Raw genomic sequence first — 26415 nt, 5'->3', positions numbered from 1 at the left:
ATCAGTCCAGGGTCTCGATGATGTGGGACATATTCGTGTAGATGCACAGTTCGCCGGCAATGGTCAGCGCCTTCTTGACGACTTCGGCTGGCGGCATGTCGGTGTTCTCGTACAGCGCCTTGGCGGCGGACTGGGCGTAGACGCCACCCGAACCGATGGCGCCGATGCCGTCCTCCGGCTCCAGCACGTCACCGTTGCCGGTGATGATCAGGGTCGACTCGCGGTCGGCCACCAGCAGCATCGCTTCCAGGCGGCGCAGCACGCGGTCGGTGCGCCAGTCCTTGGCCAGCTCGACCGAGGCGCGCAGCAGGTTGCCCTGGTGCTTTTCCAGCTTGCCTTCGAAGCGGTCCAGCAGGGTGAACGCATCGGCCGTGCCGCCCGCAAAGCCGCACAGGACCTTGCCTTGATACAGCTTGCGCACCTTGCGCGCCGAGCCCTTCATGACGACATTGCCCAGCGTGACCTGGCCATCGCCGCCCAGCGCGACCTGGCTGCCGCGACGCACACTGACGATGGTTGTACCGTGAAATTGTTCCATTTTGACCTCGTGATGTTCTAGCCAACAGCAGGTGGGGATCGTGCGTGGGATTGCAAGATTAGCTCAGCCTTAATTACCCCTGACCAAGTGTGCGCCTGAGGCTAACAGCGGGCTGTACGCTGTCAGGACGACCACACCATGAACGGCAAACGATGTTTTTCTTCTTTTCCAACAAGCTGGGCTGTCTTGGCTCGATCCTCGTGTCGCTGGTCGTGACCTTGCTGCTGTTGCTGGCCTTTGGCTGGCTCTAAGAACCTATCCCGGTAGGTGGGAGTCGTTCCTGCCGCGCCTGGCAAGCGTGCGCTGCGTTGCTCGTCGTTGCATGGCTAGCCATGCGGCCTCCTCGCGCCTTGCTCACGCTCGCCATGCATCGGCATGAACTTCCCCCCACCTACCGGGATAGGCTCTAAGCGCCTGAAAAAAAGTCAGTAGCGGTGCGGATAAAGCCGCACGCCATCACCCGCGCCGAGCAGGCGCAGCAGGGTGGCGACGAGATGGTTCAGTTCGCGCAGCTCGACCGCGCGGCCGGCGGCGCCGTGTGCATCCAGACGCGCCAGCAGGCTGCCGGCGCCGGCATAGTCGATGCGCGCCAGCCGCGAGCAATCCAGCACCAAGGTCTCGCGCTCCTGGGCATAGGCATCGATGGCCGCCAGCAGGGCGCCGTCCGGACCGCTCACGACAGCCGGCAACATGAAGCGGTCGCCATGGCCGGGCGCTGGCGCGGCGGTGGACACGCGCAGCGGCGCCTCGAACGAGGGCGGCGACACCTCGTAGGTGACGCAGTAATCCATCGCCGCCTCCTCGAACTGTTTTTCGCGGTGCGTCAATTGCAGCAGCTCGAGCAGCAGCAGCCAGGGCGCCGGGCTGGTCGCGCGTTGGCCGATGACCAGCAGCGGGCGCAAGGTGTCGAGCAAGGTGTCGGCGCCGGCCAGCACCAGCTCGCGGCCGCCGGTCTGCTGAAGGCGTAATGTTTGCAATGCCGCCAGCAGGCAGGCGGCGCCGTCGGCATCGATTGCCGTCACCTGGCCGAAGTCCAGGCGCACGACCGGCGCCGTCGCATCCAGCACGCGGGTCAAGCGCGCCGCGACGCTGGCGTCAATCGTGGGGCCGAAGGCCTCGACCGCAGCCAGGCCAGGGCCGGGGCGGGCCGCATCGGGCGCCGCCGGCAGCGGTTTCCAGGCCGGCGGCGAGGTCTCGAAATGGCTGGCATAGTCGATGGCGATGCTTTCGAAGGCGTCTTCGCGGCCATCCGCCTGGTACAGGTCGAACAGCATCCACCACGGCAGGCGCTCGGCGCGGCCCAGGGTCGGCAGGCAGGAGCGCAGCAACTGTTCGGCAGCGTCCGGCTGGCCGTTGGCGTACAGGATGGCGCTTTCGTCGATGGCCGGTGCACTGGCGGGCGCCGCGGCCTGGAGCGGAATGTCTTGTTCCGGATGCGCGCCGCCAGCGGCTGGACGCCGTACGCCGCTGCCCCAGGCCGGCTCGTCGTCGAACATATCGGAAGCGAATGCAAGCTCGATCTCATCGATCTTGGCGGCGGTGGCGCGTGCGATCTCGCGCTGGCGTTCGCGCTCGGCCTCGGTGTCCAGGCGCGACGGCTCGCCGCGCAGGCGCGACTCGGGCGGCGGCCAATCGCGCACCCCTGCATCGTCGTTCTTTCTCTTCAGGAAGGAGAAAAGCCCCATGCTCACCGTTGTCAATTAGGCCAGACGTGCCAGACCATAGCACGAACCTCCGGCCTGTGTGCTGTGCACACGCCGTGCAGGTTAGTGTATCCGATGGGAAACGAGAGGGTATGCATGGCGCGTGAAACGTGCGCGGTCATGCAGAAAAACGGACGCAGATACAAAAAAAGCATGCGATACCTCGCATGCTTTTTTTGATGGCTACAGCGATAAATCAGTCGCCGTACAGCTTTTGCTTGAGCTCACGACGCTGCTGGGCTTCCAGCGACAGCGTGGCGGTCGGACGGGCGATCAGGCGCGGGATGCCGATTGGCTCGCCGGTTTCTTCGCACCAGCCGTATTCGCCGCCGTCGATCGACTGGATCGACTGCTGGACCTTCTTGAGCAGCTTGCGTTCGCGATCGCGGGTGCGCAGTTCCAGTGCGTGTTCTTCTTCGATCGTCGCACGGTCGGCCGGATCGGGAACCAGCACGGTCTCGCGCAGGTGTTCCGTGGTTTCGCCGGCATTTTTCAGCAGTTCCTTTTCGAGTTCCTGCAGGCGGTTCTTGAAGAACGCGAGCTGGGCCGGATTCATGTAGTCGTCATCGCTCATCGCCCGGATCTCTTCTTCCGTCAGGAGGCGATCTTCAGGCTGGGCGGTAGTGGATTTCGTTGTTTTAGTCATGATGCCTTCGATACGACAGAGGTTTTCATTTTATCAGCTTGCCAACAGTTGCACCTAGGAAAGGTGTGCATGAGGCAAGCTGCCTTGATGGCGACCTGGCGCCATCCCTTCTCTGGCCGCGCCGCATATGCAGCAAGGACAGTTCGCTACAGCAGGCTGGCGGCTAGTATATAGCGCACTGGTCAGTCCGGCGAGTCGGTCGCAACAAACTGTCGCAACGGGTCGTCATGCAACCTGAAACAGGCCGGTCAAACCGATACAGTTTATACCAAACATTGTTCAAGTCCGCGGACAAATACGTCTTTTGGTAAATTTTTACCAATAAAGACCATCTTGGTCGCGGGTGTCTCGTTCTCGCCCCATTTCGGTCCCACATCGCTGCCCATGATCTGGTGCACGCCCTGGAATACCACCTTGCGGTCGACGCCTTCCATCCGCAGCACGCCTTTATAGCGCAGCATTTGCGGGCCGAATACCTGCACCAGGCTGCCCAGGAATTGTTCCAGGCGTTCCGGGTCAAAGGCGCGCTCGCTCTTGAACACGAAGGCCGCGATGTCGTCGCTGTGGTGGCCGTGGTGATGATCGTGGTTGCAGGCTTCGCCATGTGCATGGTCGTGGCCGCAATGGGCGTGATCGTGGTCGTGACCGTGCTCGTGGTCATGGTCGTGGCCGTCCTCGACTTGCAGGAAGTCCGGATCCAGTTCCAGCTTGTCGTTCAGGTTGAAGCCGCGCAGGTCGAGCACGTCCGAGATTGGCGCCCGGCCGAAGTCGCTGGTCGCGATCGGCGCACGCGGGTTGATGCGGTGCAGGCGCGCCTTCAGGGCCTCGACTGCGGCGGCATCGACCAGGTCGGTCTTGGACAGCAGGATCTTGTCGGCGAAACCGACCTGGCGCTGGGCTTCCTCGTTCTGGGTCAGCTGGTCCATCGCATGGCGGGCGTCGACCACGGTCACCACGGCGTCGAGCAGGTAGTTGGCGCCCACTTCTTCGTCGACGAAGAAGGTCTGGGCCACCGGGCCGGGGTTGGCCAGGCCGGTGGTTTCGATCACCACCCGGTCGAACTGGATCTCGCCGGCAGCGCGTTTCTGCGCCAGGCTGTTCAAGGCCACGATCAGGTCGCCGCGCACGGTGCAGCAGATGCAGCCGTTGTTCATCTCGACGATCTGCTCGCTCGAATCCTGTACCAGGATTTCGTTGTCAATATTTTCTTGACCGAATTCGTTTTCGATGACGGCGATGCGCATGCCGTGATCTTCCTGCAGGATGCGGTTGAGCAGGGTTGTCTTGCCCGCGCCGAGGAAGCCGGTCAGGATGGTGCTGGGAATCAGGTCCATTGGTACGCTACTCGTGTTGGGGGTTGGACAAAAGAACCGGGGGATTATGCCGCAATTCTTGCAAGCTCACCATCAAGCGTGTTTGGTGTTGATCGAGTTCAAACCAACTACCGGACAATGTGGCTGGAATGGCGCGCCTACGCCGGCCGTGCGATCACTTGGCCTTGGCGCGCGGATGGGCCGCGTCGTACACCTTCGACAGGTGCTGGAAATCGAGTGCAGTATAGATCTGGGTCGAGGTAATGCTGGCATGGCCGAGCAATTCCTGCACCGCGCGCAGGTCGCCCGAGGATTGCAGCAGGTGCGAGGCGAACGAGTGGCGCAGCACGTGCGGGTGCACATGCACCGGGGTGCCGGCGCGCAGTGCATGCTCCTTGAGCCGGTTCTGCACCACGCGCGGCGAGATGCGGGTGTCGCGCGCCGACAGGAACAGGGCGGCGCTGCCGTCGCGCGCGGCGGGACGCACCGCCAGCCAGGCCGCCAGCGCCTCGCGCGCCGGGCCGCCAACCGGCACCCGGCGCATCTTGTTGCCCTTGCCGGTGACCACCACTTCGCCGGCCTGCAAGTCGAGCCAGCCGAGCGAGGCCGGCTGGCCGGCGCGCGCATCCTGCCAGGCGACGTCGAGGCCGGCCAGTTCCGACACCCGCAAGCCGCTCGAATACAGCAGCTCGAACATGGCGCGGTTGCACAGCTCGAAGGGGTCGGCGTGGCCGCGCGTATTTGCATCCATCAATTGCACGGCGTCGTCGACGGCCAGCGCCTTGGGCAGGCTGCGCGGGCGTTTCGGGGCGTGCACCCCGTCGACCGGGTTGGCGGCCAGCGGAGTCTGGTTCGACAGCCAGGCATAGAAGCCGCGCCAGCCGGACAGCTTGCGCGCGATCGTGCGCGCCGACTGGCCGCCGGCATGCAGCCTGGCGGCATAGCGGCGGATGTCGACGTGGGTCAGCCGGGCCCAGTCGTCGTGGCCGGCCAGTGCGGCCAGTTCGGCGAGGTCGCGGCGGTAGGCGTCGACCGTGTGCGGCGACAGCTGACGCCCGGTAGCCAGTTCGCCCAGGTAGCGCGCGACCCAGTCCATGGCCGCTGGCTCAGGCGCGCAGCGGCGCCAGCGCGGTGGTCGAGGTGGCGGCGATGTGGACCAGGAAATCGGTCGACATCGCGGTCGTGAAGCGCGCCGGATCGGGCGAGCCCAGCACCAGCAGGCCGAAGCTCTGGCCCGGCTGGCCCAGCGGCAGCATGACGGTCGAACGGATCGATTCCGCATCGTCCAGCCAGCGCACCGCCTCGAAATCATTGTTGGGGCCGCAATACGGCGCGCGCAGGCTGTTGGCGAAGATGCGCGCGTCGTCCGACACGCCCTGGGCGAACCATTCGCCGGCATGCTCCGGCGCCACGTTCCACAGGCGCAGGGTGACTTGCGGCACGATGAAATGGGTGCGCAGGCCGTCGGCCAGGTCGCGCGCCATGGCGGCGCCGCCCTTGGACACCAGCAGTGCCTGGGTCCAGGCGTGGAAGCGGTTGGCGATGCCGGCGTTTTCTTCGGCGCGGCGCGACAGGTCGGACAGGCGCAGTTCGAGCGCGCGGAATTTATCGCGCATCACTTCCATCTGGCGCTCCTGCAGCGACACGGCGCGGCCGGTCAGGGGGCTGGAGAGTTTTACTTCGCCCAGCAGGCCGGCGTGCTCATGGAAGAATTGCGGGTGATCGATCAGGTATTGCGCGACAGCGTTGGCGTCCAGTGGTGCGATGCTCATGGGGAATTGAGTGAGGGAATGAATCGGACCATTTTACCCGACGCGGGCATGGCGCCGGAGTTTTAACGGGCGACAAAAAAAGACGCCCGCAGGCGTCTTTCCGGGGAGCGTGAAACGGTCAGAAGCGGTGACGGATACCCAATTGCAGTGCGCGGCCGTCGGCGCCCGGCGCTTCGGTGAAGCCGCCCGGGTTGCCCGAGGTGCCGGGCGAATACTGCGCCTCGTTGTCGTTCTTGATGAAGGCCAGCGCGGTGTACAGGTCAGTGCGCTTGGACAGGTAGTAGTTGTAGCCCACCGCGTACAGGTTGGCGTCGCTGTTGGATGCCGTGCGGTCGTTCTGGTGCGCGTACGAGGCCACGATGCGGCCGTTGCCGATCCGGTAGTGGGCGCCGACCTGGTAGCTGTTCGCGTCCTGCTGGGTGTTGGCCTTGATATTGGTCTGGAAAATGCCGAGCAGGGCATTCCGGGTGGCCTCCGGCACGCCTTGTGCGATCAGCGCCGGCACCACGGCCTGGTTCCAGCCGGCCAGGTAATCGGGCAGCAGCGCCGAGTTCTGGTTACGCTGGCTGTGGAAGCCCGCAAAGAATTTCCAGCTCTCGCCCAGGGCGTAGGAACCGCCGACCGTCAGGGTACGCAGGCTCGGACGGTTCTGCATGTCTTAGCCATGGTTGTAGCCGACGCCGACGTCGAAGCCATTGGCTTTATAGGTGATGGCGCCGGCGCGGAATTTCTTGTAGCGGCCGAGGTAGCCCGAATTGCGCGCGCCATACATGACCGAGCCGCCCAGGCCGTTCGGCAGGGCGATGCGGTACTGGATCGCTTCCTGCGAGCGGATGTCGGCGCCCAGCGCGGTGAAGCCGGCGGTGCCGCCTGTGATGTGGCCCCAGGTGCCGGCGGTGCCCGATTCGAAGGCGTCGGCCATATTGAACACCTCGTAGCCCGGGGTGTACATGCGGCCCAGCATCACGGCGCCGATCGGGGTGATCAGGCCGACCATCGACGTGCGGTCGAACAGGGCTTTTTCCTGGTTGACGGCCGGCGCGCCCGGCGGCTGGATCGCCGCCTGCAGACGGTCGCGGATGGCTTGTGGAATCTGGTTCATGCCGCGCAGCAGGTAGACGCCCGGATTGTCGTTCATCAGGGCCGGCTGCTGCGAACCGTTGTCGAGTTCGACACGGGCTTCGACATTGAAGATGGCCTTGTAGCCATTGCCCAAGTCTTCGCTACCCCGGATGCCGAGGCGCGAGCCGTCGGCGCCGCCGCTATAGATCTTGGTCGGACCACCTTTTTGCCACATCACGCCGGCATCGGCGATACCGTAGATCTGGACGCTGGTCTGGGCCAGGGCGGAGCATGCAAACGTAGCGCCGAGCAGGGCGGCGATCAGGCTTTTCTTCATCGTGTCTCCATATTATTTTCTTGTCGCGATGCTTGAGCTCGCTCTGCCAATATGCCATTGCCATGGCGCACTGTACAGAACGCTCGTTCGCGGATGCACCGTGGAGGATCAGGCGTTGTGAAAACACTACATGGAGCGCGATGGGGAGACGCGGCTCCCGCTTGCGCTAGAACGAATGGTTGATGCCGATGTCGTACTGGTTGACGCTGCCGGGGCTGGTCAGCAGCCCCTTCTTGCGCGAAGCATCGATGTAAAGATAGGTGCGCTTCGACAGGCTGTATTCATAGCCCAGCGACAGCTGCCTGACCTTCTCCAGGCCGTCAGTATCTTTCTGGCCATAGCCCGCCAGGAACTTGCCAGGGCCGAGTACATAGTTGGCGCCCAGCACCCACGAGCTGGTCTCGTTGTTGAAGACCCGGGTATGGTCTTCGTCCAGCCTGGTGAACGTGCCCATGAGCTTGAGTTCCGGGGTCGCCTGGACCGAGGCGCCCACCGACCAGACCTTCGATTCGATCGCATTGCGCTCATAGGCCGCCATCAGGGCGGCGGGGCCCTTGCTGTAGGTGGCCGAGACCGAGAACGGATTGGCCGAGGCCTCGGCGCCGGCCGGATATTGCGGCGCGCCAGCGCTGCCGCGGCCGATCACGGCGACGCCACCGTTGTTTTCTTCTGTCGCGATCGCGGTGTTGAGCTGGAAGCCATTGACGACCGGCGAGTTGTACCAGATGGCGTTCGACCAGCGGTTGCCCGAGGAGCCGACCGGGTCGAGCGGCTGCGAGTTGTAGCCGGCGACGCTCAGGTCGGTATAGAAGCCGCCTGCGGTCGGGATCGCGTGGAAGGGTTCGAAGTTGCCGATGGTTTCATGGAACGGGGTCAGGCCGCGGCCGATGCGCAGCATGCCGAAGTCGCCCTGCAGGCCGAGCCGGCTCTGGCCCTGGAACAGCTGGCGCTGATTGCCGCCGGGACCGATCTCGCTGCTGCCGGTATCCGGCTCGTAACGCATCTCAAGGTGGAACAGGGCTTTGAATCCATTGCCCAGGTCTTCGGTGCCCCGGATGCCGAGGGTGTTGGCGGTGCGCTTGCCGATGCTGATGTTCTCGCTACTGCGCTTGACGATGCCGGTATCGAGGTTGCCGTAGACCTGCACCGACGTCTGCGCATGGGCCGCGCCGGCGCAAGCGCCAAGCAGTGCCACGGCCAGGAGAGATTTCTTCATTGTCGGTGTGTTCCCAGGATCGCGGTGAGCGCCTGCAGAGCGTCGGGGCCGGCCGCTCGACTCACCTTGATTGTTTCAAACTTCAGGGCTGGCAGTTGGTCAATTATCAGTGGCGCGCTTGGTAGATCGCTAATAAATCCAATCGTACTGTTGTATTTTTGAAACGTATGCCATATGCATGGCACAAAGCCGGCGGTTTTGCATCCGAGAAAGGGATGGCGGCGTTTTTCCATGAAGCGAGCGCGAGCATGCTTCGATGTCGTGCAGCCACGGTGGCCGGTTTCATCCGCTTGAACCAGCTTTGCGCCCCGTCAACTCATCCCGGAATCGAATCGAATCGCCGGCGGCAGCGGCTTAGACTTTGGCCAAATTTGCATGAGCGGCGACAGCCCCCTGTCAATACCTTGTATATTGGCAAGCCCGCCAGGCCGGATTGCGCCATGGCCAGGCAGTCATGATGCCGTCGCCGCTGCGTGTTGCCGACTCACTTTTTTATGTATTCCAACGATGGCTAACCGCGAAGAACTGGCGATCATTCGCAACGCCCGCGCCGGGCAGGTGGCGGCCCAGCTCGAACTGGGCAAGCTGTATTTGTTCGGCAGCGCCGGACTCCCGCAGAGCCTGCCAACGGCGCTGCACTGGCTTGAACGCGCGGCCCGACAAGACTGTCCACCTGCCTGGCAGTTGATCGGTAACCATATCCCTCTTGAGCTTGCCCAGCATAACGCCACCGCCGTCGCCCAGTGGTACGAGCGCGCCTATGACGACGGCAGCCTGCATGCCGGACTGGTGTATGCGCAGCTGGTGCTCGATCCGGCGGCAGCGCCATCCCAGCAGCATCCGAAGGCCATGCAGGCGCTCGAGGACGCGGCGCGCGCCGGCTTCCCGCATGCGCAATGGCTGCTGTCGCAGCGCCAGGGCAGGCAGCCCGCAGCCCAGCCAGGTACGCGGCCGGCGCCGCCGAGCGGGGCGGCACGGCCGGCGCCTGCTTCCGGCGGCGCCGAGCGCCCGCAGGCCGGCCACGCGGCCCAGGAGCGGGCGCGGCGTCCGCAAGGCGCCGGCGCGGCGCAGTACGCGGCGCTCGACGAGGCATGGACGGCGCACCGTTGGGACGACTATCTCGAGCGCGGGCTGCCGCAGGCGCGCGCGCTGATCGGCGAGCGCGGCGAACAGGGAGAAATGCGTCGTTTTGCCCCCGACGAGATTGCCCTGCTGTCGCGCTGCGCGCGCCTGCTCGACCCGGCGCTCGATGGCGTCAGCGGCCTGCCGGCGAGCGACGCCGGCGCGGCGGCGCGCTGCCAGCCGGGCGAACCCGCCGTGTTCTGGGAGCTTGCGGCGGCCGAGCATGATCCCCATGCACAGCTGGCGCTGGGGCTGCGCTGCGCGCGCATGCGGGTCGATGGCAGGCGGTGCAGCAATGGCGGGACGGCCAGCGGCCCGGTCGCGGATGCGCATGTCGCACACGCGCATGTCGCAAACGCGCATGTCGCCCACGCGCAAGTGGCTAACTTCAAGAAGGCGATTCGTTGGCTGAACCTGGCCGGAGAGCAGGGCCTGGCCGAGGCCTGGTATGCGCTGTCGCGCATCTATATCAAGCCCGAGTTTTCGCAGCGTAACGTGGCCGATGCCCAGCGCTACCTGGAGCGGGCCGCCGAGATGGGGTATCGCGATGCCCAGCTCGAATGCGGCCACAACGCCTGGCGCGCGCGTCGCGAAAACGAGAACAACGACGTGCGCGCCGTCTACTGGCTGCAGCAGGCGGCGGCTCAGGGTTCGCCGGAGGCCGTCGAGCTGCTGCGCAAGATCGCGCCGCGCGCGGCGGCCGCGCCGTACACCGAGACCGGGCGGCTGCTGGCCAGCCACGCCGATGCGCTGGCCGCGCATCCGTTGCTGGCCGCGCGCATCGAGCTGGCGGCGCTGTTCGACCTGTCGCGCGCCGAGGCGCTGCTGCTGGACGTGGGCGCCGCCGACCAGGGCCATTGCCTCGTGATCGACATCCGCGCCAGCTACGGGCGCAGCAAGCGGCGCCTGGTGATGGTGGAATCGGCGCAACAACGCGAGGCGCTGGACCGCATCGTGCGCCTGTTCGAACAGGTCGATTGCGGCCCGACCGGGCCGGAAGGAAATTATCGGCAGCGCCTGTACCGGCTGCGCACCCTGCTCAATGTGGCGATCCCGGGCAACGACGCCGACGGCGGCGCCGACATCGAGCTGGCGGCCTGAAGCCGGCGCATACCCCGCAAATGAAAAGGGCGCCAGCGGCGCCCGGTCTTGCGATGGCGGCGCCCTGGAGGGCGCTTGCCGCGGCGTCAGATCTCGACTTCGCCTTCGAACACCGATACCGCCGGCCCGCTGAGGTAGACCGACTGGCCCGCTCCCGCCCAGGTGATGCTGAGTTCGCCGCCGCGGGCCGAGACGCGCACCGGCGAATCGAGCAGGCCGCGCCGGATGCCGGCCACCACCGCCGCGCAGGCGCCAGTGCCGCAGGCTAAAGTCTCGCCGGCGCCGCGTTCATGGACGCGCAGGCGGATGTGACCGCGGTCGACCACCTGCATATAGCCGGCGTTGACGCGTTTCGGGAAGCGCTCATGGTGTTCGATCAGCGGGCCGGTCTGTTCGACCAGCGCCGTGTCGACATTGTGCACCACTTGCACCGCATGCGGATTGCCCATCGAGACGACCGAGATCTGCGTGGCCTCGCCGCCGACCGGCAGCGGCCACAGCGTTTCCTCGCCTTCCGGCTTGCCGTCCAGTCCTGCGCTGTCGAACGGCACCTCGGCCGGGTCCAGGCGCGGCGCGCCCATGTCCACCGTCACGCTGCCGTCGTCTTCCAGGCGCGGGTTGATGATGCCCGACATGGTCCGCACGCGGATGCTGCGTTCCTGCGTCAAACCCTTCTCCACCACGAAGCGGACGAAGGCGCGCGAGCCGTTGCCGCACTGCTCGACTTCGCTGCCATCGTTGTTGAAGATGCGGTAGCGGAAATCCACGCCTTCCTCGTTCGGGCGCTCGACGACCAGAATTTGGTCGGCGCCGATGCCGAAGCGGCGATCGGCCAGGCGCTGCCATTGGTCAGCGCTGATGCCGTCGACGTCGATCTGCTGGTTGATGGCGTCGATCACGACGAAGTCGTTGCCCGCGCCATGCATCTTGGTGAATTTCAGTTTCATGCTCAGTTCGATCCTGTTCAATCGTACAGCGAAGGTTCACCCGGCGGACGGGTCTTGAAGCGTTTATGGGTCCAGAAATACTGCTCCGGCGCCTCGCGCACGCGTTCTTCGATGAAGGCGTTCATGCGGCGGGTCGCCTCGACCATATCGTCGCCAGGATAGTTCTCCCAAGCGGGATAGAAACGCACGCGCCAGCCCTGGTAGTTCGGCAGATAGGTCGCGATCACCGGGATCACCTTGGCGCCGGTGGTCGCGGCGATGCGTCCCAGCGCGGTCAGGGTCGCCGCCTGCACGCCGAAGAAGGGCACGAATTCGGCATCCTTTTCGCCGAAATCCATGTCCGGCAGCATGAAGTAGGGCAGGCCGTCGCGCAGCGCGCGCAGGATCGGCTTGATGCCTTCCTTGCGCGTCACCAGGCGCACCGGGCCATAGCGTTCGCGGCCATGGCGCAGCAGGCGGTCGAAAGCCTCGTTCTTTTGCGGCACGTACATGCTGCATACCGGGATCACGCGCGAGGCGACGCCGGCCACGTCCAGGCACACGAAGTGCGGGCACAGCAGGATCGTGGGGCCGTCTTCCATCGCGGCCTGCGGCACCGCCGGCTCGACCTTGATCAGGCTGCGCACCCGTTCCTCGGGCGCCCACCACAGGATCGAGCGCTCGAAGATGCTGCGCGCGTAGGCGCGGAAATGCCGTTTCGCGATGTCGCGCCGTTCGCCGTCGCTCAGTTCAGGCATGGTCAGGCGCAGATTGGTCAGCGTGATCTTGCGGCGCTTGCCCATGATCATGAACATCAGGCTGCCGATCGCTTCGCCGAAGCGACCCAGGATGGGTAGCGGCAAGAAATGCAGCAGCCACATGAAGCCAAGCAGAATCCTCATGCACCAACCTCGCTGTCCGGACCGGCCACGCCGTCCGGCTGCTTGTAGCGGTTATAGCTCCAGAAATACTGGCTCGGCGCACGCGCGATCAGCTGCTCCATGGCGCGGTTGATCGCCGCCGCCTGGTCGGTGGCGCTGCCATTCAAATCGCCGTCGAACGGCACGAAGCGTACGATGTAGCCGGCGCCGCCCGGGCGCCGTTCGGCGTACACCAGCAGGATGTCGGCCTTGCCCAGCTGGGCAAGCTTGGCCGGCAGGGTCATCGTATAGGCGTTACGGCCGAAGAAGGGCGCCCACACGCCTTCGCCTTCCTGTGGCACCTGGTCGGGCAGCAAGCCGATCGGCTGGCCGCTCTTGAGGGTCTTGGCCAGGATGCGCACGCCGGACAGGTTCGCCGGCGCCAGGTGCAGGTTGTGGCGCGCACGGGCGCCTTCGACCAGCGGCCGCAGCGCGTCCTTGCGCGGCGGGCGATACATGACCGTCAACGCCGTCTTGAGTGCGATCTGCTGCGCCGTCATTTCGAAGCAACCCAGGTGTGGCGTGAGGAACACAATGCCGCGGCCCGCGTCGAGTTTTTCCTGGACCAGCTCCCAGTTTTCCACCGTGGCATGCCTGGCAACCCGTTCCGGCTTGGCGCACCACACGAAGGCGAGCTCGATCGCGGCCTTGCCGGCTTCGGACACGGCCTGTTTCCAGTGCGCGTCATAGCCGGCCTGGGCCAGGTTGGCGCGCAGGCGGCGCTTGTACGACGGCGACAGCCAATAGACCAGCCAGCCCAGCGCACCGCCCAAGGCGTGCAGCATTGGCAAGGGGAAAACAGATAATATTCGGAAAATTACTACTAACATGTCGATTGATGGGTGTCGAGCGCGGTATGCGTTTCCACACCAAAATTCTTAGGAAGCGTAAAATACCACTTTATGCTGGATCCGCCGAGTTAACAGACAACTTGCGAAGCGGAATATAAATTTCGCTAAAGCGTCGCAGGCAATAGTTGCTGCGGCAATTCTATGAATCAGTAACTGGAGCCTACATGTCGAACGATTACCTCTTCACTTCCGAATCCGTTTCCGAAGGCCACCCGGACAAGGTCGCTGACCAGATTTCCGACGCCATCCTCGACGCCATCCTCGAGCAAGACCCGACCGCGCGCGTCGCCGCCGAAACCCTGTGCAACACCGGCCTGGTGGTGCTGGCAGGCGAGATCACCACGCACGCCAACGTCGACTACATCTCGGTGGCGCGCAACACCATCAAGCGCATCGGCTACGACAATACCGATTTCGGCATCGACTACAAAGGCTGCGCCGTCATGGTCTGCTACGACAAGCAGTCGCCAGACATCGCGCAGGGCGTGGACGAAGGCGCCGGCATCGATCTGGACCAAGGCGCGGGCGACCAGGGCCTGATGTTCGGCTATGCCTGCGACGAAACGCCAGAGCTGATGCCAGCCGCCATTTATTACGCACACCGCCTGGTCGAGCGCCAGTCGCAGCTGCGCAAGGATGGCCGCCTGCCATGGCTGCGTCCGGATGCCAAGTCGCAAGTCACCCTGCGCTACGTCGACGGCCGTCCGGTCGCGGTCGACACCGTCGTGCTGTCGACCCAGCACCACCCGGACGTCACCCATTCGCAGATCGAAGAAGCCGTCATCGAAGAGATCATCAAGCCGACCCTGCCGCGCGAGTGGCTGGATAAAACCCGCTTCCTGGTCAACCCGACCGGCCGCTTCGTCATCGGCGGTCCGCAGGGCGATTGCGGCCTGACCGGCCGCAAGATCATCGTCGACACCTACGGCGGCGCAGCCCCGCACGGCGGCGGCGCGTTCTCGGGCAAGGATCCATCCAAGGTCGACCGCTCGGCCGCCTACGCCGCGCGCTACGTCGCCAAGAACATCGTCGCCGCCGGCCTGGCGCGCCAGTGCCAGGTGCAGGTCAGCTACGCCATCGGCGTGGCGCGTCCGATCAACATCACCGTGTACACCGAAGGCACCGGCGTGATCCCGGACGACAAGATCGCGGCCCTGGTCAACGAGCACTTCGACCTGCGCCCGAAAGGCATCGTCCAGATGCTCGACCTGCTGCGCCCGATCTATTGCAAGACCGCGGCCTACGGCCACTTCGGTCGCGAAGAGCCGGAATTCAGCTGGGAGCGTACCGACAAGGCGGCTGAGCTGCGCGCTGCTGCGGGTCTGAGCTAATCTGCAGGCGCGGTCGCAGTCCGGCAAACGTTCGGGCTGCGCGGCGGACTTGGGTTCCCGCCTGCGCGGGAACGACGTGGGTTGAGGGTGTGAGATGTCGATAAACCGGCTTCGGACACGCACACAAGCACGTCGTTCCCGCGCAGGCGGGAACCCAAGTCATTTGCACGCCAGCGAGGTATCCACGCCCCTCCAGGCGTGCTAAACTACCCCATTCCGAGGAGCGTTGCGACAAAGAGGTCCCTCTTTGCCAGGCTCGGATATCCAAGCAACTGCGCTCACGTTACTTTTTTCTAAACATTGAAAGGAGGGCGTGATGAACGCCGTACTCAAAGATTCCCAAGACTATATCGTTGCCGACATCTCCCTGGCTGCCTGGGGCGAGAAGGAAATCCGCATCGCCGAAACCGAGATGCCGGGCCTGATGTCGATCCAGGAAGAATACGCTGCGACCCAGCCGCTCAAGGGCGCGCGCATCGCCGGTTCGCTGCACATGACCATCCAGACCGCGGTCCTGATCCGCACGCTGGAAGCCCTGGGCGCCACCGTGCGCTGGGCATCTTGCAATATCTATTCGACGCAAGACCACGCTGCCGCGGCCATCGCCTCGGTCGGCACGCCAGTGTTCGCCATCAAGGGCGAGACCCTGGACGAGTACTGGGAATACACCCACCGCATCTTCGAATGGCCTGGCGACAACCACGCCAACATGATCCTGGACGACGGCGGCGATGCAACCCTGCTGCTGCACCTGGGCGTGCGCGCCGAGAAAGACATCTCAGTGCTGGACAAGCCAGGCTCGGAAGAAGAAATCTGCCTGTTCAACGCGATCAAGGGCCGCCTGGCGCGCGATCCGTCGTGGTACTCGAAGCGTCTGCCTGAAATCAAGGGCGTGACCGAAGAAACCACCACCGGCGTGCACCGCCTGTACCAGATGCACCAGGAAGGCAAGCTGGCCTTCCCGGCGATCAACGTCAACGATTCCGTCACCAAGTCGAAGTTCGACAACCTGTACGGCTGCCGCGAATCGCTGGTCGATGGCATCAAGCGCGCCACCGACGTGATGGTTGCGGGCAAGATCGCCGTCATCGCCGGCTACGGCGACGTCGGCAAAGGTTCGGCCCAGGCCATGCGCGCGCTGTCGGCGCAGGTGTGGGTCACCGAAATCGATCCGATCTGCGCACTGCAGGCGGCGATGGAAGGCTACCGCGTCGTGACCATGGACTACGCTGCCGAACACGGCGACATCTTCGTCACCTGCACCGGCAACTACCACGTCATCACCGAGCAGCACATGCTCAAGATGAAGGACCAGGCGATCGTCTGCAATATCGGTCACTTCGACAACGAAATCGAAGTCGCTGCGCTCAAGAAATATGAGTGGGACAACATCAAGCCGCAAGTCGACCACGTCATCTTCCCTGATGGCCATCGCATCATCCTGCTGGCCGAAGGCCGCCTGGTGAACCTGGGTTGCGGCACCGGTCACCCGTCGTACGTGATGAGCTCGTCGTTCGCGAACCAGACCATCGCCCAGATCGAGCTGTTCATGAACACCGCGCAGTATCCGGTGGGCGTGTACACGCTGCCGAAGAAACTGGACGAGAAAGTGGCGCGCCTGCAGCTCAAGAAGCTCAACGCCCAGCTGACCACGCTGACCGAAGAGCAGGCAAGCTACATCTCGGTGAGCCAGGAAGGCCCATACAAGCCGGAACACTACCGTTATTGATCGGTAGCGGTTTGTAGTCATGTGAAACGTCCTTCGGGACGTTTCGCTTATCTAAACACCGTGCGCCGCATTCATCGTAAGGCGGCGCACGCGCACCACGAAAGTCTGTACCGATGCGCTTGCTGATTACCTGGCTGATCAATGCCGCGGCCCTGATGGCCCTGCCTTACCTGATGCACTCCGTCGAAGTTTCCAGCATTGGCACCGCCCTGATCGCGGCGCTGGTGCTCGGGCTGGTCAATACCCTGATCCGTCCGGTGCTGGTGATCCTGACCCTGCCGGTCACCCTGGTCTCGATGGGCCTGTTTATCCTGGTCATCAATGCCTTGCTGTTCTGGCTGGTGTCGAATGTGGTCGGCGGGTTCGAGGTGGCGGGTTTCTGGTCGGCCTTCCTGGCAGCCATCCTGTACAGCATTATTTCGTGGGCGCTTTCAACCTTGCTTCTTTCCGACAAAGATGGAAACTCCTGATTTCAGTATCGAGTTCTTCCCGCCCAAGACGCCGGAAGGCGCCGAAAAGCTGCGCATTGCGCGCGCCAAGCTGGCCGACCTCAATCCGAAGTATTTTTCGGTGACCTTCGGCGCCGGCGGCAGCACCCAGCAGGGCACGCTGGCGACGGTGCGCGAGATCCAGGCCGCCGGCCACGAGGCCGCGCCCCACCTGTCGTGCATCGGCGCCACGCGCGAGTCGATCCGTGACGTCCTCAAGCAATACCAAGACAGCGGCATCAAGCGGGTAGTGGCCCTGCGCGGCGACCTGCCGAGCGGCTATGGCGGCGCGGGCGAGTTGCGCTATGCCAGCGAGCTGGTGGAATTCATTCGCCAGGAAACCGGCGACTGGTTCCACATCGAGGTCGCGGCCTATCCCGAGATGCACCCGCAGGCGCGTTCGCCGCAAGACGACCTGCAAGCCTTCGCGCGTAAGGTGGGGGCCGGGGCGAATGCCGCCATCACCCAGTATTTCTACAATGCCGATGCGTACTTCCAGTTCGTCGACAATGTGCGCAAGCTGGGTGTCGACGTGCCGGTCGTGGCCGGCATCATGCCGATCACGAACTATATGCAGCTGATGCGTTTCTCGGATATGTGCGGCGCCGAGATTCCGCGCTGGGTGCGCCTCAAGCTGGCCAGCTTCGGCGACGACAGCGCCTCGATCAAGGCCTTCGGGCTGGACGTCGTGACGGGGCTGTGCGAACGCCTGCTGGAAGGCGGCGCGCCGGGCCTGCATTTCTATAGCATGAACCAGGCGGCGCCGACCACGGCGATCTGGCAGCGCCTGCGGGCCTGATCCAATAACGGCCGGGTCCAGTCCCGGCCGTTATTCCTCGGTAATCACACTATCGAGGGGTATGTCATGTGCGTCGCCATCGAACGCCACCAATTGGCACGCATACGCGATCCCCACCGTTGCCGGTCTCGGCTCTGGCGCCAGGGTCCGGTCATAAAACCCACCCCCATACCCCACCCGATATCCCTGGGCATTGAACCCAAGGCAGGGCACCAATAAAGCCGGCGGTCGCGCCACCATCCGCAGCTCGCTCGGCACCGCCACGCCCAGCCGGTCGTTCACCGTCGGCTCACCGGGTATCCACTCGGCAAATCCCAACGGCGCATCGCGCTCGACCACCACGGGCAATGCCAGCCGTACGCCTGCCTGAGCCAATTCCGCGTAGGCTGGACGCAAGTCCGGTTCGCCGGCCAGCGGCCAGTACACGCCCAGCGCTTCATGAGGATGCGCCCGGCACCAGGCAATCACCCGTGCGCCGATGCGGTCATCCCAGGCATGCTTGGTGGCCGGATCGATCGCGCGCCGCAGCGCCTTGAGTGTGTTGCGCAATAGCGCCTTGTCCTGTTGCTGGGCAAGTTTGCTCACTGCCGTGTCTGGCAGTGCCCCGTAGGCGCGTGGTATTCTTGGGTCGCCGGTCATGGTTTCAATGCAGCGTAATGTGAGAGTTGTGGATGTATCAATCGAAATTGTCAGCCGGCTTGTGGCCGGCCGCTATTGCCCTTGTTCTGTCCTGCGCATTGCCTGCAGGTGTCATGGCCCAGGAAGACCCCGATGCACCCGCGCCCGACGTGGCGCTGCCGCCAATACCGGCCGGTGCGCCATCCGTTCCGGGCGCCGGCACGGTGGGGGTTCCCGCTGCCGGCGGGCCGACCCTGGTGGCCGACAGCCGCGCCGATGACGACAACTTCCTGCTGCTGCGCGAAGCGGCGCGCCAGAACGACGGCGCGCGCGTCAATGCGATCGCCTCGCGCCTGCCGTCGAATTACTCGCTGGCATCCTATGTCGACTATTATCGTCTGAAACCTCGCCTGCGCGATGCCATCCAGGATGAGGTGGTGCAGGTGCTGCGCCGTCACGACGGCACGGCCGTGGCCGAGCAGCTGCGCGCCGAATGGCTGATGGAACTGGGCAAGCGGCGCGAATGGAATACCTTCGAGCGCGAAGCCGGTACGCTGGCCCAGTCCGGCAGCCTGCAGGTGCGCTGCTACGCCTTGCTGGCGCGCGCCGAACGCGGCGAACGGGTGGCCGACGAAGCGCGCGCACTGCTGAAAACCCCGGCCGGTTATGGCGACGCCTGCAGCGGCCTGATCGCGCAACTGGCGGGCAATGGCCAGTTCACCCAGGCCGACCTGCTGTGGCAGCTGCGCATTGCCGGACTGGACAATACCACCGGGCCCGCGCGGCGCGTCGCCGTGCTGCTGGGCCTGCCCGAAACGCGCGCCGCCCAGGCGGTCGACCTGCCGGCGGTGGCGCTGGCGCGCGGCATCGGCAAGACCCGCGCCGAACGCGAACTGTACCTGGTGGCGGTCGGCCGCATGGCGCGCACCACGCTCAGGATCGCCGTCGCGAGCCTGGAAAAGAACGGGCCGCAACTGTCCAGCGAAGAGCGCGCCATCGGCTGGGCCAGCGTGGCGCTGGCGGCCTCGATCGCGCTGGCGACCGAGGCGCACGGCTACTGGGACCGCGCCAAGGGCGCCACGCTCACCGAATTCCAGATGCAGTGGAAGACCCGCATGGCGCTGCGCCGCGGCGACTGGAAAGAAGTGCGCGCCACCATCGAGGCGATGCCGCCGAACCTGCGCGCCGATTCGACCTGGATCTACTGGCTGGGCCGCGCGATGCAGGCCGAGGGCCGCACGCAAGAGGCGCGCGCGCTGTGGCAGGGCATCGCCGCCCAGACCACCTTTTATACCCAGCTGGCGTATGAAGAACTGGGCAACCAGATCGTCGCGCCGCCGCCGGTCGCGCCGATCACGGCGCCGGAACTGTCGCAGGCGACCAATAATCCGAGCCTGCAGCGGGCCCTGAAGTTCTACCGTTTGAGCCTGCGCGCGGAAGGCAACCGCGAATGGAACTGGGGCTTGCGCGGGCTGTCTGAACGTCAGCTGCTGGCCGCCGCCGAGCTGGCGCGCCGCAACGAGCACCTCGACCGCATGGTCGAGACCTCGCTGCGCACGCGCACCGAGCTAAGCTACGACCAGCGCTTCCCGGCGCCCCATCTCGAGGTCCTCAAGCCCACCGCCCAGGGCCTGAGTCTCGATAAAGCCTGGGTGTATGGCCTCATCCGGCAAGAGTCGCGCTTCATCCGCGACGCCCGTTCCGGCGTCGGCGCCTCGGGCCTGATGCAGGTGATGCCCGCCACCGGCAAATGGGTGGCGGCCAAGATTGGCCTGGATAACTTTGTGCACACCATGCTCAACGACCTGCATACGAATATCACGCTCGGCGCCAATTACATGAATATGGTGCTCGAGAACTTCGAAGGCTCGCAAGTGCTGGCCACGGCCGCCTACAACGCCGGCCCGGGACGCTCGCGCACCTGGCGCGGCCGGCTCGACGCGCCGATGGAAGGCGCGATCTTCGTCGAGAGCATTCCCTTCACCGAGACGCGCGGCTATGTGCGCAACGTCATGGCCAATGCCACCAACTATGCCTCGATCTTCGAGGGCAAGCCGCAATCGCTGAAGGCGCGCCTGGGCACGGTCAGCCCACGCCCTGGCAGCGGTTCGGTCCTGGACTGAACGGAGGGTATCAGCATGAGCGCGCGGCCACTGAACGTGGTGCTGATCGGCGGCACCGGCTTCATCGGCCAGCACCTGGCCGCGCGGCTGTCCGACGACGGCGTGGGCGTGCTGGTCCTGGCGCGCCACTACGAAGGCGCGAAGCAATTGACCATGCTGCCGGGTGTCGACGTCGAGGTGGCGAATATCCACGACGATGCCGTGTTGCGCAAGCTGCTGGCCGGGCGCGACGCCGTGATCAACCTGGTCGGCGTGCTGCATGGCGGCCACGGCCAGCCCTATGGCGAGGGCTTCCGCCACCTGCACGTGGAGCTGCCGCGCCGCATCGCCGCCGCCTGCGCCGACGTCGGCGTGCCGCGCTACCTGCACATGAGCGCGCTCGGGGCAAGCGCTTCCAGTCCCTCGATGTACGGCCGTTCCAAGGCCGACGGCGAACTGGCCGCGCGCAGCCAGCCGGCGGTCGCCGCCACGGTCTTGCGTCCCTCGGTGGTGTTCGGTCCCGGTGACCATTTTTTGACCATGTTCGCGCGCCTGCAGCGCCACCTGCCGCTGGTGCCGCTCGCGGCCAGCCGCGCGCGCTTCCAGCCGGTGTACGTGGGCGACGTCGCTGCCGCCTTTTCCATCGCCCTGGTCCGGCCAGACCTGCGCGACGCCACGATCGAGCTGGGCGGCCCGACGGTGTACACCCTGGGCGAGCTGGTGCACCTGGCCGGCCGCTTCGGCGGCCGCGAGCGCCCGGTGCTGGGTTTACCCGACTGGGCGGCACGCCTGCAGGCGCGGCTGTTCGAACTGCTGCCGGGCGATCCCCTCGTCAGCCGCGACAACCTCGATTCGATGCTGGTCGATAATGTCGTGGCCGCCGACTCCCATGCCTTGACAGCCGAGTCGCTGGGGATCAAGCTCACGTCGATCGAGTCGGCCGCGCCGCACTACCTCAACCGGCATGACCGCCTTGACGCCTACCGCACCCACGCCGGACGCTGACAAACCTACGACCAAATATGCAGACCATCGAACGCGACCCCATCCTTGCACGCACGCTCGACGCGACCCGCAACCCCGGATTGACCCTGATCATCGGCAACAAGAACGTGTCTTCATGGTCGATGCGGCCCTGGGTCGCGGCGGTCGCCTTCGGCATCCCGTTCACCGAAGTAAAAGTCCTGCTCGACCAGCCCGACACCGCCAACCAGATCGCGCGCTATTCGCACGCGGGCAGGGTGCCGGTCCTGATGTCGGGCGACATGACAGTCTGGGACAGCCTGGCCATCATCGAATACCTGGCCGAGCAGTTCCCCGATAAACATATGTGGCCGCAGGACGTGGCCGCGCGCGCGCTGGCACGTTCGATCGTGGCCGAGATGCATTCCGGCTTCGGTGAGCTGCGCACCCATATGTCGATGAATATCCAGGCGCGCCTGCCCGGCCGCGGCCGCACGCCCGGCGCCCAGGCCGACATCGGTCGCATCTGCGAGATCTGGGAAGACTGCCTGTCGCGCTTCGGCCACCACCAATACCTGTTCGGCGAGTTCTCGATCGCCGACGCCTTCTATGCGCCGGTGGTGTGTCGCTTCAAGACCTATGGCGTGGCGCTGGCTCCGGCATTGCAGGCCTATTGCGACCGCGTGCTGGCCCACCCGGCGGTGGCGCGCTGGGTCAAGGATGCCATGGCCGAGACCGATCCGACCCCGCTGCACGACGCCGATTTGCCGGGCGAATGACGATGCGCAGTTATGTCGTCGGGGGCGCCGTGCGCGACGCCTTGCTGGGCCTGCCCGTCAAAGACCATGACCACGTGGTGGTCGGCGCCACCCCCGAGCAGATGATCAAAGCGGGCTTTCGCGCCGTTGGCAAGGATTTCCCGGTCTTCCTGCATCCGCACACGCACGAGGAATACGCGCTGGCGCGCACCGAGCGCAAGACCGCGCCGGGCTACCACGGCTTCGTGTTCCACGCCGCCCCCGACGTCACCCTGGAGCAAGACCTGGTACGGCGCGACCTGACCATCAACGCCATGGCGCAGGCCGAGGACGGCAGCATCGTCGATCCGCACAATGGCAGGCAAGACCTGCAGGCGCGCCTGTTCCGCCACGTGTCCGACGCCTTCGCCGAAGACCCGGTGCGGATCCTGCGCATCGCCCGCTTCGCCGCGCGCCTGCCCGACTTTACGGTGGCCGACGACACCAATGCCTTGATGCGCCGCATGGTCGATGAGGGCGAAGTCGACGCCCTGGTGCCCGAGCGCGTCTGGCAGGAACTGGCGCGCGGCCTGATGGAGCGTCGGCCGTCGCGCATGCTCGAGGTATTGCGCGACTGCGGCGCGCTGGCGCGCATCCTGCCCGAACTGGACGCGCTGTGGAGCGAACCCCTGCTGCGCACGATCGACCACGCCGCCGCGCTGGGTCATCCGCTGGAAGTCCGCTTTGCCGTGCTGATGCGCGTGCTGGCAGCCGTCGAGCCGATCCAGGCCGTCTGCAAGCGCCTCAAGGTGCCCAACGAGTGCCGCGACCTGGCCGTCATGACGGCGCGCGAGCAGGACGAGATCGGCCGCGCCCTGGCGTTGCCCGCCGAGGCCATCGTCACGCTGTTCGAACGCAGCGACGCCTTTCGCAAACCGGAGCGCTTCGCCCAGATGCTGCTGGCAGCCGCCTGCGCGGCTGAAGATATGCGCCAGGGGCCGTACCTGGCGCGCGCGCTGGACGCGGCGCGCGCCGTCAATGCGGGTGAGGTTGCGGCGCGCCACGCCGAGCGCAAGGCCGAGATTCCAGGGGCCGTTCATGCCGCGCGGGTCGAGGCTGTTCAGCGAGTGTTGCATCAAGCCAACTAAATCACCTGTATTGACAGGTTTCTGTTACATGTAGTTACATGGTGCGTGCAGTGCGGCCGGTCGTTTTGCTATCCTTCAATAACTGTAAATTGTTGCGTTGGAGAAAAACGATGTTCACCTTGCTGGCACGGCGTGTTGCAAGCTGGTGCCGGCGCCGTCGCGTGCTGCTGGCAAGCCTGGCGGTCATCTTCATGAGCGCGGTGCTGGTGTTTCTCTATGTCCGCACCGATGCAGTGGACCCGGAAATCCGCAACAGCGTCATGCTCAACCTGCGCGAGCTCGAAAAGCTCGATGCCGAATGGGACGCCAACATCCTGCGCGCCCATACCGGGCGCGTCTCCACGCCGCTCGACCTCAGCTCGCAACTGCCGCGCATGCACGACCTGATGGCGCGCCTGGGCGACACCCTGCCGCTGACCGGCGACAGCGCCGCCCAGGCCGCCTATGCCCAGCTGCGCGAGGCGCTACAGGGCAAGGAGCAACTGGTCGCCCAGTTCGCCAAACACAATCCACCGCTGCGCGCGGCGCTGCTGCACATGCCGCCGGCCGTGGCCGACCTCAAGACCGAGATTTCGGGCATCGAAGGCGCGCTGGCGCCAGGCCGCATCGTGGTGCGGCTCGACACTACCCTGAACGCACTGCTGACCGAGACCCTACGCTACAACATCGCGCCGAGCCCGGCGCTGGCGGCGCGCATCGACGAAATCCTGGGCGACGTGGCGGCCCAGCAGATCGCGTTCTCGCCAGCCGTGAACGACAAGATGGATGCCGTGATCGCCAGCTGCCGCGTGATCCTGGAAAAACGTCCGCTGGAAAACCTGCTTGAGGCGCAGATCGCCGCCGCCGGCAGCGACACCGCGCTGGACCGCCTGGAGCGCGAGTTCGACCGTTCCTTCGACGCTGTGCTGGCCGAGCGCCAGCGTTTTCGCGGCTACCTGTTCGCCTACAGCGCCGTGCTGATGGTGCTGCTGGTATATGCCGGCGCGCGGCTACGCCGCAGCTACCGCATCATCGGCGTCGTCAACCGCCGCCTGCAGTCGGCCAACGAGACGCTGGAACAGCGCGTGGCCGAGCGCACCGCCGAGCTCGAAGCGCAATCGCGCCAGCTCGAGCGCCTGGCCCAGCACGACAGCCTGACCGGCCTGATCAACTATCGCCAGCTGACCCGCCTGCTGGAGCGGGCGCTGGCGCGCGCCGACCGCCGCGACAGCGTGGTGGTGCTGATGTTCATCGACCTGGACGGTTTCAAGGCGGTCAACGATACCTGGGGCCACGCCGCAGGTGACCTGGTGCTGCAGATGGTCGCGCGCCGGGTGCAGGCGAGGCTGCGCGCCGAGGATGCGCTGGCGCGCCTGGGCGGCGACGAATTCGTGATCCTGCTCGAGGATGTGGCCTCGGAGGCCGGCGCGCTGCGCGTGGCGCGCCTGGCGCTGCAGGAAATCGAATCGATCACCGAGGCCGACGGCCACGCGGTGACGATCTCGGCCAGCATCGGCATCGCCAGCGCGCGCGGCCAGGCAGGCGCCGCGCGCGGGCAAGAGGCGTTGCTGGCGGACGCCGACAAGGCCATGTACGCGGCCAAGCAGGCCGGGAAGGGGCGCTTCGTGGTCAGCCAGGAGTCGCAATGGCTGGGTCATGACCATCCAACGGGACTGGCGCAGGACGGCGTCACGCACGACAATACGGACCGCGCCGCCAATGCCGACCCGATCGGCTAGAATCAGGATGTTGCAGTACGTGAAGGTATCGAAATGCTGGACAATCCGTTACGCCGCTGGATCCAGGGCCTGAGAGGCAAGAAGGGCCAGCCGCCGGTGCTGGTCAAGGAGCTGGGCGAGCGCGACCGCCGTCGCGTGCTGCGCCACTTGCTGGCGCTGGACAGCGATGACCGCCTGCTGCGCTTCGGCAGCATGATCCCGGACGAACAGATCACGGCCTACGTCGGGAAGATCGACTTCTCGCGCGATATCGTGTTCGGCGTGGTCAACAATGTCTTCCAGCTGGTCGGGATGGGCCACCTGGCCTTCGCCTCGGCCGAGGGGCGCAAGTCGACGACCAAGCAGCAGGTGGCCGAGTTCGGTGTCTCGGTGTCGAAGTCGGCGCGCGGCCAGGGCGTGGGCACGCGCCTGTTCCAGCGCGCGGCGACCCACTGCCGCAACTCCGACGTCGACACCCTCTACATGCAATGCCTGACCTCGAACCAGACCATGATGCACATCGCCAAGAAGGCCGGTATGCGTATCAAGCGCGAGTACGGCGAGGCCGACGCCCACCTCGAACTGCCGCCGCCCAGCCCGGGCAGCGTGATGGCCGAGGCGCTGGAAGAGCAGTTCGCGGCGATCGATTACACGGTCAAGGCCAATACTCGCGCGGCGATGAAGTTTTTCACGCTTAAGAAATAGTAAGGGCAACTTGGATCCCCGCCTGCGCGGGGAGTCATTTCTGCCAGTGGCAGAAATGACGATCACACCAGCGGCATCGCCGTCGTTTCCTTGATCCGCTGCAGCGCAAAGCTCGACTTCACGTCCAGCACCGCCGGATGCTTGAGCAGGGTGCCCATCATGAAGCGCGAGAAATGGTCCATGTCTTCGACGTGCACGCGCAGCAGGAAATCCATGTCGCCGGTCATCGCATAGCAGGCCACGACCTCGGGCCAGCTTCCTACCGACACCGCGAAATCGTTGCGCGGCGACGTCGCCGGCAAGCCCGGCTGGCGGGTGGCGCTGGCCACCTCGCTGTGCTTTTCCAGCCGCACATTCACATATGCCAATAGCCCAAGCCCGATCTTGTCCGGGTCGAGCAGCGCCACGTACTGGCGGATAACGCCCGCTTCTTCCAGGCGTTTGATGCGGCGCAGACAGGGCGAGGGCGAGAGGCTTACCCTTTCGGCCACGTCCTGGTTCGACAGCCGGCCGTCGCTCTGCAAGATCTCCAGAATCTTGCGGTCTGTTTTATCCAGCTCAATCTTTGACATACCCACCCCAATCAGACTT

23 protein-coding genes, 1 pseudogene and 1 riboswitch are annotated in these 26415 nt (G+C 65.3%); of the genes and pseudogenes, 11 read left to right on the top strand and 13 right to left on the bottom strand.

Annotated features, from left to right (window positions below; all coding sequences use genetic code 11):
• Window position 1 precedes the first annotated feature (1 nt).
• From hslV to FVD38_RS12665, 8 genes and pseudogenes are all read right to left on the bottom strand, one after another.
• Entirely contained in the window at window positions 2–538 is a 537-nt protein-coding gene (gene hslV / locus FVD38_RS12700; RefSeq protein WP_109345517.1) for an ATP-dependent protease subunit HslV, read from the bottom strand.
• Between the two features lie 425 nt (window positions 539–963).
• Window positions 964–2223: an STAS domain-containing protein gene (locus tag FVD38_RS12695; RefSeq protein WP_147935141.1), complete on the bottom strand. Its 1260-nt coding sequence runs from the start codon at window positions 2221–2223 to the stop codon at window positions 964–966.
• A 214-nt stretch (window positions 2224–2437) separates the two neighbouring features.
• On the bottom strand, window positions 2438–2887 hold the full coding sequence (gene dksA / locus FVD38_RS12690; protein ID WP_123068270.1) for an RNA polymerase-binding protein DksA: 450 nt from the start codon (window positions 2885–2887) through the stop codon (window positions 2438–2440).
• Between the two features lie 263 nt (window positions 2888–3150).
• On the bottom strand, window positions 3151–4221 hold the full coding sequence (locus FVD38_RS12685; protein WP_147935140.1) for a CobW family GTP-binding protein: 1071 nt from the start codon (window positions 4219–4221) through the stop codon (window positions 3151–3153).
• A 154-nt stretch (window positions 4222–4375) separates the two neighbouring features.
• Window positions 4376–5296 (bottom strand): tyrosine recombinase XerC, encoded by a 921-nt coding sequence (gene xerC, locus FVD38_RS12680; protein WP_147935139.1) that lies wholly within the window; start codon window positions 5294–5296, stop codon window positions 4376–4378.
• A gap of 10 nt (window positions 5297–5306) precedes the next feature.
• Window positions 5307–5972: a DUF484 family protein gene (locus FVD38_RS12675; protein WP_147935138.1), complete on the bottom strand. Its 666-nt coding sequence runs from the start codon at window positions 5970–5972 to the stop codon at window positions 5307–5309.
• A gap of 118 nt (window positions 5973–6090) precedes the next feature.
• A pseudogene (locus tag FVD38_RS12670) lies at window positions 6091–7371 on the bottom strand (porin).
• Between the two features lie 166 nt (window positions 7372–7537).
• The gene (locus FVD38_RS12665; protein WP_147935137.1) at window positions 7538–8587 is read right to left on the bottom strand and encodes a porin; all 1050 of its coding nucleotides are present in this window, start codon (window positions 8585–8587) and stop codon (window positions 7538–7540) included.
• A gap of 507 nt (window positions 8588–9094) precedes the next feature.
• Here FVD38_RS12665 and FVD38_RS12660 point away from each other — a divergent pair.
• On the top strand, window positions 9095–10810 hold the full coding sequence (locus tag FVD38_RS12660; RefSeq protein ID WP_147935136.1) for a tetratricopeptide repeat protein: 1716 nt from the start codon (window positions 9095–9097) through the stop codon (window positions 10808–10810).
• A gap of 86 nt (window positions 10811–10896) precedes the next feature.
• Here FVD38_RS12660 and dapF read toward each other — a convergent pair whose 3' ends face one another.
• The 3 genes from dapF to FVD38_RS12645 are packed head-to-tail and all read right to left on the bottom strand — an operon-like array spanning window position 10897 to window position 13492.
• Window positions 10897–11757, bottom strand: coding sequence for a diaminopimelate epimerase (gene dapF / locus FVD38_RS12655; RefSeq protein WP_147935135.1), 861 nt, complete (start codon window positions 11755–11757; stop codon window positions 10897–10899).
• A gap of 17 nt (window positions 11758–11774) precedes the next feature.
• Entirely contained in the window at window positions 11775–12638 is an 864-nt protein-coding gene (locus FVD38_RS12650; RefSeq protein WP_123068278.1) for an LpxL/LpxP family acyltransferase, read from the bottom strand.
• On the bottom strand, window positions 12635–13492 hold the full coding sequence (locus tag FVD38_RS12645; protein ID WP_267874128.1) for a lysophospholipid acyltransferase family protein: 858 nt from the start codon (window positions 13490–13492) through the stop codon (window positions 12635–12637). The genes FVD38_RS12650 and FVD38_RS12645 overlap by 4 nt, the downstream gene beginning before the upstream one ends.
• 179 nt (window positions 13493–13671) lie before the next feature.
• On the opposite strand from FVD38_RS12645, the gene metK reads away from it, so the two are divergent.
• The 4 genes from metK (at window position 13672) to metF (ending at window position 17854) form a co-directional block, all read left to right on the top strand.
• On the top strand, window positions 13672–14838 hold the full coding sequence (gene metK, locus FVD38_RS12640; RefSeq protein ID WP_123068280.1) for a methionine adenosyltransferase: 1167 nt from the start codon (window positions 13672–13674) through the stop codon (window positions 14836–14838).
• A 212-nt stretch (window positions 14839–15050) separates the two neighbouring features.
• Window positions 15051–15125, top strand: a riboswitch (S-adenosyl-L-homocysteine riboswitch).
• Between the two features lie 29 nt (window positions 15126–15154).
• The gene (gene ahcY, locus FVD38_RS12635; protein ID WP_147935133.1) at window positions 15155–16567 is read left to right on the top strand and encodes an adenosylhomocysteinase; all 1413 of its coding nucleotides are present in this window, start codon (window positions 15155–15157) and stop codon (window positions 16565–16567) included.
• 113 nt (window positions 16568–16680) lie between these two features.
• Complete coding sequence (locus FVD38_RS12630) at window positions 16681–17037, top strand: phage holin family protein (protein ID WP_147935132.1); 357 nt, start codon at window positions 16681–16683, stop codon at window positions 17035–17037.
• Window positions 17024–17854, top strand: a complete 831-nt coding sequence (metF, locus tag FVD38_RS12625; RefSeq protein ID WP_123070541.1) for a methylenetetrahydrofolate reductase [NAD(P)H] — start codon at window positions 17024–17026, stop codon at window positions 17852–17854. Before FVD38_RS12630 ends, metF begins: the two co-directional genes overlap by 14 nt.
• Before the next feature lie 30 nt (window positions 17855–17884).
• Here the strand turns inward: metF and FVD38_RS12620 are convergent, their stop codons facing one another.
• Window positions 17885–18493: a 5-formyltetrahydrofolate cyclo-ligase gene (locus FVD38_RS12620; protein WP_147935131.1), complete on the bottom strand. Its 609-nt coding sequence runs from the start codon at window positions 18491–18493 to the stop codon at window positions 17885–17887.
• A 113-nt stretch (window positions 18494–18606) separates the two neighbouring features.
• Between FVD38_RS12620 and FVD38_RS12615 the strand changes: the two genes are divergently transcribed.
• The 6 genes from FVD38_RS12615 (at window position 18607) to FVD38_RS12590 (ending at window position 25824) form a co-directional block, all read left to right on the top strand.
• Window positions 18607–20595 carry a lytic transglycosylase domain-containing protein gene (locus FVD38_RS12615; protein ID WP_147935130.1) on the top strand — a complete coding sequence of 663 codons (1989 nt, stop codon included), beginning with the start codon at window positions 18607–18609 and terminating at the stop codon, window positions 20593–20595.
• Window positions 20596–20610: 15 nt separating this feature from the next.
• Window positions 20611–21579, top strand: a complete 969-nt coding sequence (locus tag FVD38_RS12610; RefSeq protein WP_147935129.1) for a complex I NDUFA9 subunit family protein — start codon at window positions 20611–20613, stop codon at window positions 21577–21579.
• A 17-nt stretch (window positions 21580–21596) separates the two neighbouring features.
• Window positions 21597–22316 (top strand): glutathione S-transferase family protein, encoded by a 720-nt coding sequence (locus tag FVD38_RS12605; protein ID WP_147935128.1) that lies wholly within the window; start codon window positions 21597–21599, stop codon window positions 22314–22316.
• Window positions 22317–22318: 2 nt separating this feature from the next.
• Window positions 22319–23422, top strand: coding sequence for a tRNA nucleotidyltransferase/poly(A) polymerase-related protein (locus FVD38_RS12600; RefSeq protein ID WP_147935127.1), 1104 nt, complete (start codon window positions 22319–22321; stop codon window positions 23420–23422).
• A 110-nt stretch (window positions 23423–23532) separates the two neighbouring features.
• Window positions 23533–25140: a diguanylate cyclase gene (locus FVD38_RS12595; RefSeq protein ID WP_147935126.1), complete on the top strand. Its 1608-nt coding sequence runs from the start codon at window positions 23533–23535 to the stop codon at window positions 25138–25140.
• Between the two features lie 33 nt (window positions 25141–25173).
• Window positions 25174–25824 (top strand): GNAT family N-acetyltransferase, encoded by a 651-nt coding sequence (locus FVD38_RS12590; RefSeq protein ID WP_147935125.1) that lies wholly within the window; start codon window positions 25174–25176, stop codon window positions 25822–25824.
• 62 nt (window positions 25825–25886) lie between these two features.
• Here the strand turns inward: FVD38_RS12590 and FVD38_RS12585 are convergent, their stop codons facing one another.
• Window positions 25887–26396 (bottom strand): Lrp/AsnC family transcriptional regulator, encoded by a 510-nt coding sequence (locus FVD38_RS12585; protein WP_147935124.1) that lies wholly within the window; start codon window positions 26394–26396, stop codon window positions 25887–25889.
• Between the last annotated feature and the right edge of the window lie 19 nt (window positions 26397–26415).

The sequence above is a fragment of the Massilia arenae genome, from assembly GCF_008014745.1.
In the GTDB taxonomy this organism is placed as follows: Bacteria; Pseudomonadota; Gammaproteobacteria; order Burkholderiales; family Burkholderiaceae_D; genus Telluria; species Telluria arenae.
The sequence above is the reverse complement of the archived record's forward strand: the minus strand, read 5'-3'. Positions and strand labels throughout refer to the sequence as shown.

Coding starts and splice junctions, on each gene's coding strand:
- FVD38_RS12620 (WP_147935131.1), bottom strand. CDS start 18,493: ATGACCGGCGACCCAAGAATACCACGCGCCTACGGGGCACTGCCAGAC.
- xerC (WP_147935139.1), bottom strand. CDS start 5,296: ATGGACTGGGTCGCGCGCTACCTGGGCGAACTGGCTACCGGGCGTCAG.
- FVD38_RS12585 (WP_147935124.1), bottom strand. CDS start 26,396: ATGTCAAAGATTGAGCTGGATAAAACAGACCGCAAGATTCTGGAGATC.
- FVD38_RS12675 (WP_147935138.1), bottom strand. CDS start 5,972: ATGAGCATCGCACCACTGGACGCCAACGCTGTCGCGCAATACCTGATC.
- FVD38_RS12695 (WP_147935141.1), bottom strand. CDS start 2,223: ATGGGGCTTTTCTCCTTCCTGAAGAGAAAGAACGACGATGCAGGGGTG.
- metF (WP_123070541.1), top strand. CDS start 17,024: ATGGAAACTCCTGATTTCAGTATCGAGTTCTTCCCGCCCAAGACGCCG.
- ahcY (WP_147935133.1), top strand. CDS start 15,155: ATGAACGCCGTACTCAAAGATTCCCAAGACTATATCGTTGCCGACATC.
- FVD38_RS12590 (WP_147935125.1), top strand. CDS start 25,174: ATGCTGGACAATCCGTTACGCCGCTGGATCCAGGGCCTGAGAGGCAAG.
- FVD38_RS12685 (WP_147935140.1), bottom strand. CDS start 4,221: ATGGACCTGATTCCCAGCACCATCCTGACCGGCTTCCTCGGCGCGGGC.
- hslV (WP_109345517.1), bottom strand. CDS start 538: ATGGAACAATTTCACGGTACAACCATCGTCAGTGTGCGTCGCGGCAGC.
- FVD38_RS12610 (WP_147935129.1), top strand. CDS start 20,611: ATGAGCGCGCGGCCACTGAACGTGGTGCTGATCGGCGGCACCGGCTTC.
- FVD38_RS12600 (WP_147935127.1), top strand. CDS start 22,319: ATGCGCAGTTATGTCGTCGGGGGCGCCGTGCGCGACGCCTTGCTGGGC.
- FVD38_RS12595 (WP_147935126.1), top strand. CDS start 23,533: ATGTTCACCTTGCTGGCACGGCGTGTTGCAAGCTGGTGCCGGCGCCGT.
- FVD38_RS12630 (WP_147935132.1), top strand. CDS start 16,681: ATGCGCTTGCTGATTACCTGGCTGATCAATGCCGCGGCCCTGATGGCC.
- metK (WP_123068280.1), top strand. CDS start 13,672: ATGTCGAACGATTACCTCTTCACTTCCGAATCCGTTTCCGAAGGCCAC.
- FVD38_RS12660 (WP_147935136.1), top strand. CDS start 9,095: ATGGCTAACCGCGAAGAACTGGCGATCATTCGCAACGCCCGCGCCGGG.
- FVD38_RS12650 (WP_123068278.1), bottom strand. CDS start 12,638: ATGAGGATTCTGCTTGGCTTCATGTGGCTGCTGCATTTCTTGCCGCTA.
- FVD38_RS12615 (WP_147935130.1), top strand. CDS start 18,607: ATGGCCCAGGAAGACCCCGATGCACCCGCGCCCGACGTGGCGCTGCCG.
- FVD38_RS12665 (WP_147935137.1), bottom strand. CDS start 8,587: ATGAAGAAATCTCTCCTGGCCGTGGCACTGCTTGGCGCTTGCGCCGGC.
- FVD38_RS12605 (WP_147935128.1), top strand. CDS start 21,597: ATGCAGACCATCGAACGCGACCCCATCCTTGCACGCACGCTCGACGCG.
- dksA (WP_123068270.1), bottom strand. CDS start 2,887: ATGACTAAAACAACGAAATCCACTACCGCCCAGCCTGAAGATCGCCTC.
- dapF (WP_147935135.1), bottom strand. CDS start 11,757: ATGAAACTGAAATTCACCAAGATGCATGGCGCGGGCAACGACTTCGTC.